Origin of the sequence: Vibrio sp. 661, assembly GCF_033339315.1 — a bacterium.
Taxonomy (GTDB): domain Bacteria; phylum Pseudomonadota; class Gammaproteobacteria; order Enterobacterales; family Vibrionaceae; genus Vibrio; species Vibrio alginolyticus.
The window spans coordinates 22,392-30,543 of record NZ_JAWOUJ010000028.1 but is presented as its reverse complement, the minus strand read 5'-3'; the positions used below and the strand labels follow the sequence as shown (position 1 = coordinate 30,543).

The window sequence follows — 8,152 nt, the reverse complement described above, 5'->3', positions numbered from 1 at the left end:
GTCTACGTTTCGCGATCCGTGAAGGTGGCCGTACAGTAGGTGCTGGTGTTGTTGCTAAGATCTTCGACTAATTCATAGCGAATTAGCGATGCTTTCGGAAAATCTTGAATTAGATTTGACGAACCAGTAGCAAAAAGGGCATCATTTGATGCCCTTTTTCTGCACTCAACATTATTTTTGCTGTTTTCTTGTTCAGAAGTGGGTTGGGCGCAGAGCAAGATTAAGCAAAGAGGCTTAATCTTAAGAAGAGTACGCTGATTTTTTCAGCGATATGGAGTTTGCCCTGCAACAGCGGGGTTGTTGTCGTCTATATTAAGACTTGTAACAGGTTGGTTTTATGAAAGCAAATAATGCTGAAACTCCTGATAGCTCAAACGCAGCAGATACGTTTAAGTGGGTAGCCGCTTTCGTATTGGCAGCTGCCGCTGTTGTGGGTAATTACCTGTATGGTGAAATGTCTGTAGTGGTTCGTGCTGCAGGCGTTGTTGTTCTTATTGCAGCTGCCTTAGGCGTTGCAGCAACAACGACTAAAGGTAAAGCAGCGATCAGTTTTGCAAAAGAATCTCGTATGGAAGTACGTAAAGTTGTTTGGCCTACTCGCCAAGAAACCATGCAAACAACACTGATCGTTTTAGCTGTAAGTATTGTAATGGCTCTAGTGCTATGGGGTATTGACGGAATTATGGTTCGTCTAGTAGCTCTAGCAACTGGGGTATAGAGGGTTTTTATTCATGAGTGAAGCTCCAAAAAAACGCTGGTATGTGGTTCAAGCCTTCTCTGGATTTGAAGGTCGTGTAGCTCAATCTCTGCGCGAGCATATCAAAATGCACGGCATGGAAGAGCTATTCGGTGAAGTACTGGTTCCTACTGAAGAAGTAGTGGAAATGCGCGCGGGTCAGCGTCGCAAATCTGAGCGTAAGTTCTTCCCAGGTTACGTCCTTGTTCAGATGATTATGAACGATGAATCATGGCACCTAGTACGCAGTGTGCCGCGTGTCATGGGCTTCATTGGTGGTACCTCAGACCGTCCGGCACCTATCACGGATAAAGAGGCTGACGCGATTCTTAATCGTCTTGAGAAAGCGGGTGAAGCGCCTCGTCCGCGTACAATGTACGAAGCGGGTGAAGTGGTACGTGTTAACGAAGGTCCATTTGCTGACTTCAACGGTACTGTTGAAGAAGTGGATTACGAGAAGAGCCGCCTGAAAGTGTCTGTATCGATCTTTGGTCGTGCGACACCAGTTGAGCTTGAATTTGGTCAGGTTGAAAAGCTGGACTAAGACTCTTCGTTAAAGAGTATAAAAAATCACCTTTTTAGGGTTGTATAAGGCGCGGATTATGACTATAATTTCGCGCCTTTTTACTTCAAGTGAAGTAAAAAGTTTCTTACACAAACGGGGAGCTGATCCGCGATTAGCGTTTGTACCCAAACTTAGGAATTATCATGGCTAAGAAAGTTGAAGCTTACATCAAGCTACAAGTTGCTGCTGGTATGGCTAACCCTAGTCCACCAGTAGGTCCTGCACTAGGTCAACACGGTGTGAACATCATGGAATTCTGTAAAGCGTTCAACGCAAAAACAGAATCTATTGAGAAAGGTCTACCAACTCCAGTAGTTATCACAGTATACAGCGACCGTTCTTTCACGTTCGTAACTAAGACTCCACCTGCTGCTGTTCTTCTTAAGAAAGCTGCTGGCGTTAAGTCTGGTTCAGGTCGTCCAAACACTGAAAAAGTTGGTACTGTAACTGACGCTCAAATCCAAGAAATCGCAGAAACTAAAGCTGCTGATATGACTGGTGCTGACATCGAAGCGATGAAGCGTTCTATCGCTGGTACTGCTCGTTCAATGGGCCTAGTGGTAGAGGGTTAATAAGATGGCAAAACTAACTAAGCGCATGCGCGTAATCCGCGAAAAAGTTGACGTAACTAAAGAATACGAAATCAACGAAGCTGTTGCTCTTCTTCAAGAACTAGCGACTGCTAAATTCGTTGAGTCTGTAGACGTTGCTGTTAACCTAGGCATTGATGCTCGTAAATCTGACCAGAACGTACGTGGTGCAACTGTACTACCTCACGGTACTGGCCGCGAAATCCGCGTTGCAGTGTTCACTCAAGGTGCTAACGCTGAAGCAGCTAAAGAAGCTGGCGCAGACATCGTAGGTATGGAAGATCTTGCTGAGCAAGTTAAGAAAGGCGAAATGAACTTTGACGTAGTTGTTGCTTCTCCAGATGCAATGCGCGTTGTAGGTCAACTAGGTACTATCCTAGGTCCTCGCGGTCTTATGCCAAACCCTAAAGTTGGTACTGTAACTCCTAACGTTGCTGAAGCAGTTAAAAACGCTAAAGCTGGTCAGGTTCGTTACCGTAACGACAAAAACGGCATCATCCACACTACTATCGGTAAAGCAAACTTCTCTGCTGAGCAGATCAAAGAGAACCTAGAAGCACTTCTAGTTGCTCTGAAGAAAGCTAAGCCATCTTCAGCGAAAGGTACTTTCCTGAAGAAAGTAAGCATCTCTACTACTATGGGTGCTGGTGTTGCTGTTGATCAGGCTAGCCTGAACACTCAAGCATAATTTATTTGCTTAGGCGCAAAATTAGTGTATAATTTTGCGCCTAATATTTGTGGTTGGGGCTGAACTTTGGTTCTTTGAACTGTCTCCTAGTTCGAAATGAATTAAGACCCAGTCTCCGTCCAAGACCGTAGGTGTTTGTGTAAAAGCAAACTTAATTATCCTACGTAGATGGTGCCCGAACTGACAGAAAGCTCTATGTAATATAGTTAACTTTCTTCTGGGGAAGCACCTCAATAGCTCTCACTGTCGTGATGATAGTGAGTGGTGTAACGACAACCAGGAGTAAATCCAAGATGGCTTTAAACCTTCAAGACAAAAAAGCAATTGTTGCTGAAGTCAACGAAGCTGCCAGTGGTGCACTTTCTGCAGTTGTAGCTGATTCTCGTGGCGTTCAAGTTGGCGCGATGACTTCTCTACGTAAACAAGCTCGTGAAGCTGGCGTTTACATGAGAGTTGTTCGTAACACTCTTGCTCGTCGTGCGGTTGAAGGTACTGAGTACGAGTGTCTAACTGACACTTTCACTGGTCCTACTCTAATCGCATTCTCTAATGAGCACCCAGGTGCTGCAGCGCGTCTTTTCAAAGACTTCGCTAAAGAGAACAAAGATTTCGAGATCAAAGCTGCTGCATTTGAAGGCGCTTTAACTGACGCTGAAGTACTAGCAACACTACCAACTTACGACGAAGCAATTGCACGCCTAATGATGTGCATGAAAGAAGCTTCGGCTGGCAAGCTGGCGCGTACTATCGCAGCTATCCGCGATCAAAAACAAGAAGCAGCGGCATAAGCCTTGCTTTTTACTGGTTGCTTAATAAACTTATTGTTGACTTAAAAGAGAATTGTTATGTCTATTACTAACGAGCAAATCCTAGACGCAGTTGCAGAAATGTCTGTAATGCAAGTTGTTGAACTAATCGAAGCAATGGAAGAGAAATTCGGTGTTTCTGCTGCTGCTGCTGTTGTAGCTGGCGGCGCTGCTGCAGGCGAAGCTGCTGCTGAGCAAACTGAATTCGACGTAATCCTAGAAGCTGCTGGCGGTAACAAAGTTGCTGTAATCAAAGCAGTACGTGGCGCAACTGGCCTAGGTCTTAAAGAAGCTAAAGCTCTAGTAGACGGCGCTCCAGCACCTCTTAAAGAAGGTGTTGAGAAAGCAGAAGCTGAAGCTCTTAAAGCTCAGCTAGAAGAAGCTGGTGCAACTGTTGCTGTTAAGTAATTATTGCATAGTTTCTTAGCCTAACGGCTAATTGGCTGGTGGTTTTTTAACCACCGGCCTTTTTGCGCTGTAGGGTATAGGCGAATTTTCCCGCTGTTTAAGCGCCTGATATCCATGCAAAAAACATTTCATTCTTACGAAATGAAATGTCACTACAGTAAACAGCTATATTAGTCACTGTCCCTTACCCCCCTTAAGTAACTAGGAGCGGGCGGACAGTTTGGGTCACTTATCAGCGAGCTGAGGAACCCCATGGTTTACTCTTATACCGAGAAAAAGCGCATCCGTAAGGACTTTGGTACTCGTCCACAAGTTTTGGACATTCCATACCTGCTATCGATCCAGCTCGATTCGTTCGACAAATTTATCGAACAGGATCCTGAAGGTCAATACGGTCTTGAAGCCGCTTTCCGTTCTGTATTCCCGATTCAGAGCTACAACGGCAATTCTGAGCTGCAATACGTTAGCTACCGTCTTGGTGAGCCAGTTTTTGACGTTAAAGAATGTCAAATCCGCGGTGTAACTTACTCAAAGCCACTACGTGTAAAACTACGCCTAGTTATCTTTGATAAAGACGCGCCAGCAGGTACTGTAAAAGACATTAAAGAACAAGAAGTCTACATGGGTGAAATTCCACTCATGACAGACAATGGTACCTTCGTAATCAACGGTACCGAGAGGGTTATCGTATCCCAGCTGCACCGAAGCCCAGGCGTGTTCTTCGACAGCGATAAGGGTAAGACCCACTCTTCAGGTAAAGTTTTATACAACGCACGTGTTATTCCTTACCGTGGTTCATGGCTTGATTTCGAGTTTGATCCTAAGGATAACTTGTACGTTCGTATCGACCGCCGTCGTAAGCTACCAGCATCGATCATCCTTCGAGCACTAGGTAAGTCGACAGAAGAAATCCTAGATATCTTCTTCGAGAAAGTGAACTTCGAAGTGAAAGACCAAACTCTATTGATGGAGTTGGTTCCGGATCGTCTACGTGGTGAAACTGCGTCATTCGACATCGAAGCAAATGGTAAAGTTTACGTTGAGCAAGGTCGTCGAGTAACAGCTCGTCATATCCGCCAACTAGAAAAAGATGGTGTTGATCACATCGAAGTACCAGTTGAGTACATCGTAGGTAAAGTTGCATCAAAAGATTACATCAATGAAGCAACAGGCGAGATCATTGTTAACGCTAACCAGGAAATCAGCCTGGAAGCACTAGCGAACCTATCTCAGGCTGGCCACAAAGCGCTAGAAGTTCTATTCACGAACGATCTAGACCACGGTCCATTCATGTCAGAAACACTACGTATCGACAGCACGGTTGATCGTATTTCTGCATTGGTAGAAATCTACCGCATGATGCGCCCTGGTGAGCCGCCAACAAAAGAAGCTGCAGAAGCTCTATTCGAAAGCCTATTCTTCTCTGAAGAGCGTTACGATCTATCGACTGTTGGTCGTATGAAGTTCAACAGCTCTATCGGCCGTGAAGATGCTCAAGAGCAAGGCACACTTGATGAAACTGATATCATCGAAGTGATGAAGAAGCTGATCGCGATCCGTAACGGTAAGGGCGAAGTGGACGATATCGACCACCTAGGCAACCGTCGTATCCGTTCTGTAGGCGAAATGGCTGAGAACCAGTTCCGTGTAGGTCTAGTACGTGTTGAGCGTGCAGTTAAAGAGCGTCTAAGCCTAGGCGATCTTGACGCAATCATGCCTCAAGACTTGATCAACGCGAAGCCAATTTCTGCGGCAGTTAAAGAATTCTTTGGCTCTTCACAGCTTTCACAGTTCATGGACCAAAACAACCCGCTATCAGAAGTAACGCACAAGCGTCGTATTTCTGCATTGGGTCCTGGCGGTCTAACTCGTGAACGTGCTGGCTTCGAAGTACGTGACGTACACGTAACTCACTACGGCCGTCTATGTCCTATCGAAACGCCTGAAGGTCCAAACATCGGTCTGATCAACTCTCTATCTGCGTTTGCGCGTTGTAACGAGTACGGTTTCCTAGAGACACCATACCGTCGCGTTGTAGATGGCGTAGTAACAGACGAAGTAGATTACCTATCTGCAATCGAAGAAGGCCAATTCGTTATCGCACAGGCGAACGCTAAGCTAAACGAAGATGGTACTTTTGCAGATGAGCTGATCACAGCTCGTCAGAAAGGTGAATCTGGTCTACACCCTCGTGAGCACGCTCAGTACATGGACGTTGCGACAAACCAGGTTGTATCTATCGCTGCATCGCTTATCCCGTTCCTAGAACACGATGATGCGAACCGTGCATTGATGGGTGCGAACATGCAACGTCAGGCAGTTCCAACACTGAAAGCTGACAAACCGCTTGTTGGTACTGGTATTGAACGTAACGTAGCCGTTGACTCAGGTGTAACTGCAGTTGCTAAACGTGGTGGTGTAATCCAGTCAGTAGATGCTTCTCGTATCGTTGTTAAAGTTAACGAAGAAGAGCTAGTACCAGGTGAAGCTGGTATCGACATCTACAACCTGACTAAATACACACGTTCTAACCAGAACACATGTATTAACCAGCGCCCATGTGTTATGCCAGGTGAGCCTGTATCACGCGGTGACGTTCTTGCTGATGGTCCTTCAACAGACCTTGGTGAACTAGCGCTTGGTCAAAACATGCGTATCGCGTTCATGCCTTGGAACGGTTACAACTTCGAAGACTCGATCTTAGTATCTGAGCGCGTAGTTCAAGAAGACCGTTTCACGACTATCCACATCCAAGAACTGACTTGTGTGGCGCGTGATACTAAGCTTGGTTCTGAAGAGATCACAGCGGATATTCCAAACGTAGGTGAGTCTGCTCTGTCTAAACTAGACGAGTCAGGTATCGTTTACATCGGTGCTGAAGTTAAGGGTGGCGACATCCTAGTTGGTAAAGTTACACCTAAAGGTGAAACTCAGCTAACGCCTGAAGAGAAGCTACTACGTGCAATCTTCGGTGAAAAAGCATCTGACGTTAAAGATACTTCACTACGTGTACCTAACTCTGTATCAGGTACGATCATCGACGTTCAAGTCTTTACTCGCGATGGCGTAGAGAAAGACAAGCGTGCGCTTGAAATCGAACAGATGCAGCTTAAAGAAGCGAAGAAAGACCTAACTGAAGAATTCCAGATTCTTGAGGGCGGCCTTCTAAACCGTGTTAAAGCTGTATTGATTGAAGGCGGTTACTCTGAAGCGAAACTAGACACAACTGATCGTAAGAAGTGGCTAGAACTAACGCTAGAAGATGACGCACTACAAACTCAGCTTGAGCAACTTGCTGAGCAGTGGGATGAGCTAAAAGCCGACTTTGATAAGAAGTTCGAAACTAAGCGTCGTAAGATCACTCAAGGTGATGATTTAGCACCTGGTGTACTGAAGATCGTTAAGGTTTACCTAGCGGTTAAACGTCGTATTCAGCCTGGTGATAAGATGGCGGGTCGTCACGGTAACAAGGGTGTAATCTCTAAGATCAACCCTGTTGAAGACATGCCATACGATGAGAAAGGTCAGCCTGTAGACATCGTACTTAACCCACTGGGTGTACCTTCGCGTATGAACATCGGTCAGATCCTAGAAGTACACTTAGGTCTGGCAGCGAAAGGTATCGGTGACAAGATCAACCAGATGGTTAAAGAGCAGCAAGAACTAGCGAAATTCCGCGAGTTCCTACAAAAAGTTTACGATCTAGGCGACACTCGCCAGAAAGTAGACATTGCTTCTCTATCTGATGATGAAGTACGTACTCTGATCAAGAACTTGCGTGGCGGTCTACCAATCGCGACTCCTGTATTTGATGGCGCTCCAGAAGAGTCAATCAAAGCACTTCTTGAGCTAGCAGATCTACCAACATCAGGTCAGTTAACACTGTTTGATGGTCGCACAGGTGATGCGTTTGAGCGTCCTGTAACTGTTGGTTACATGTACATGCTGAAACTGAACCACCTTGTTGATGACAAGATGCACGCTCGTTCAACTGGTTCGTACAGCCTAGTAACTCAGCAACCACTAGGTGGTAAAGCTCAGTTCGGTGGTCAGCGTTTCGGTGAGATGGAAGTATGGGCACTAGAAGCATACGGTGCTGCTTACACGCTACAAGAAATGCTAACGGTTAAGTCGGATGACGTTAACGGCCGTACTAAGATGTACAAGAACATCGTAGACGGTAACCACAGCATGGAACCTGGCATGCCAGAATCGTTCAACGTACTGTTGAAAGAGATCCGCTCGCTAGGTATCAACATCGAGCTAGAAGACGAAGAGTAATCCTTTTCTCTCTTGATGAAAGTCGAGAGAATCAAAGCGATTATTTGGAAGAAGGTGCTCACTTTAGCGAGTGAGCTC

7 protein-coding genes and 1 pseudogene are annotated in these 8,152 nt (G+C 45.8%); all 8 read left to right on the top strand.

Features of this window, described 5'->3' with window-relative positions; translation table 11 throughout:
- Nucleotides 1-71: pseudogene (locus tag R7P69_RS23700) on the top strand (elongation factor Tu); the annotation flags it as partial.
- Nucleotides 72-337: 266 nt separating this feature from the next.
- Complete coding sequence (gene secE, locus R7P69_RS23695; RefSeq protein ID WP_005384680.1) at nt 338-718, top strand: preprotein translocase subunit SecE; 381 nt, start codon at nt 338-340, stop codon at nt 716-718.
- 13 nt (nt 719-731) lie between these two features.
- A complete protein-coding gene (gene nusG / locus R7P69_RS23690) occupies nt 732-1,280 on the top strand; it encodes a transcription termination/antitermination protein NusG (protein WP_238952146.1) in 549 nt (182 codons plus the stop codon).
- A 164-nt stretch (nt 1,281-1,444) separates the two neighbouring features.
- Nucleotides 1,445-1,873, top strand: coding sequence for a 50S ribosomal protein L11 (gene rplK, locus R7P69_RS23685; RefSeq protein WP_005384682.1), 429 nt, complete (start codon nt 1,445-1,447; stop codon nt 1,871-1,873).
- A 4-nt stretch (nt 1,874-1,877) separates the two neighbouring features.
- A complete protein-coding gene (rplA, locus tag R7P69_RS23680) occupies nt 1,878-2,579 on the top strand; it encodes a 50S ribosomal protein L1 (protein WP_005384683.1) in 702 nt (233 codons plus the stop codon).
- 293 nt (nt 2,580-2,872) lie between these two features.
- Entirely contained in the window at nt 2,873-3,367 is a 495-nt protein-coding gene (gene rplJ / locus R7P69_RS23675) for a 50S ribosomal protein L10 (RefSeq protein ID WP_005382538.1), read from the top strand.
- 57 nt (nt 3,368-3,424) lie between these two features.
- Nucleotides 3,425-3,793, top strand: a complete 369-nt coding sequence (rplL, locus tag R7P69_RS23670; RefSeq protein WP_005382540.1) for a 50S ribosomal protein L7/L12 — start codon at nt 3,425-3,427, stop codon at nt 3,791-3,793.
- Nucleotides 3,794-4,045: 252 nt separating this feature from the next.
- Nucleotides 4,046-8,074 (top strand): DNA-directed RNA polymerase subunit beta, encoded by a 4,029-nt coding sequence (rpoB, locus tag R7P69_RS23665; protein ID WP_005384685.1) that lies wholly within the window; start codon nt 4,046-4,048, stop codon nt 8,072-8,074.
- Nucleotides 8,075-8,152 lie beyond the last annotated feature (78 nt).

What these genes read in the sequence shown, in the direction of transcription:
- secE (WP_005384680.1), top strand. Translation starts at nt 338, where the DNA reads ATGAAAGCAAATAATGCTGAAACTCCTGATAGCTCAAACGCAGCAGAT.
- nusG (WP_238952146.1), top strand. Translation starts at nt 732, where the DNA reads ATGAGTGAAGCTCCAAAAAAACGCTGGTATGTGGTTCAAGCCTTCTCT.
- rplK (WP_005384682.1), top strand. Translation starts at nt 1,445, where the DNA reads ATGGCTAAGAAAGTTGAAGCTTACATCAAGCTACAAGTTGCTGCTGGT.
- rplA (WP_005384683.1), top strand. Translation starts at nt 1,878, where the DNA reads ATGGCAAAACTAACTAAGCGCATGCGCGTAATCCGCGAAAAAGTTGAC.
- rplJ (WP_005382538.1), top strand. Translation starts at nt 2,873, where the DNA reads ATGGCTTTAAACCTTCAAGACAAAAAAGCAATTGTTGCTGAAGTCAAC.
- rplL (WP_005382540.1), top strand. Translation starts at nt 3,425, where the DNA reads ATGTCTATTACTAACGAGCAAATCCTAGACGCAGTTGCAGAAATGTCT.
- rpoB (WP_005384685.1), top strand. Translation starts at nt 4,046, where the DNA reads ATGGTTTACTCTTATACCGAGAAAAAGCGCATCCGTAAGGACTTTGGT.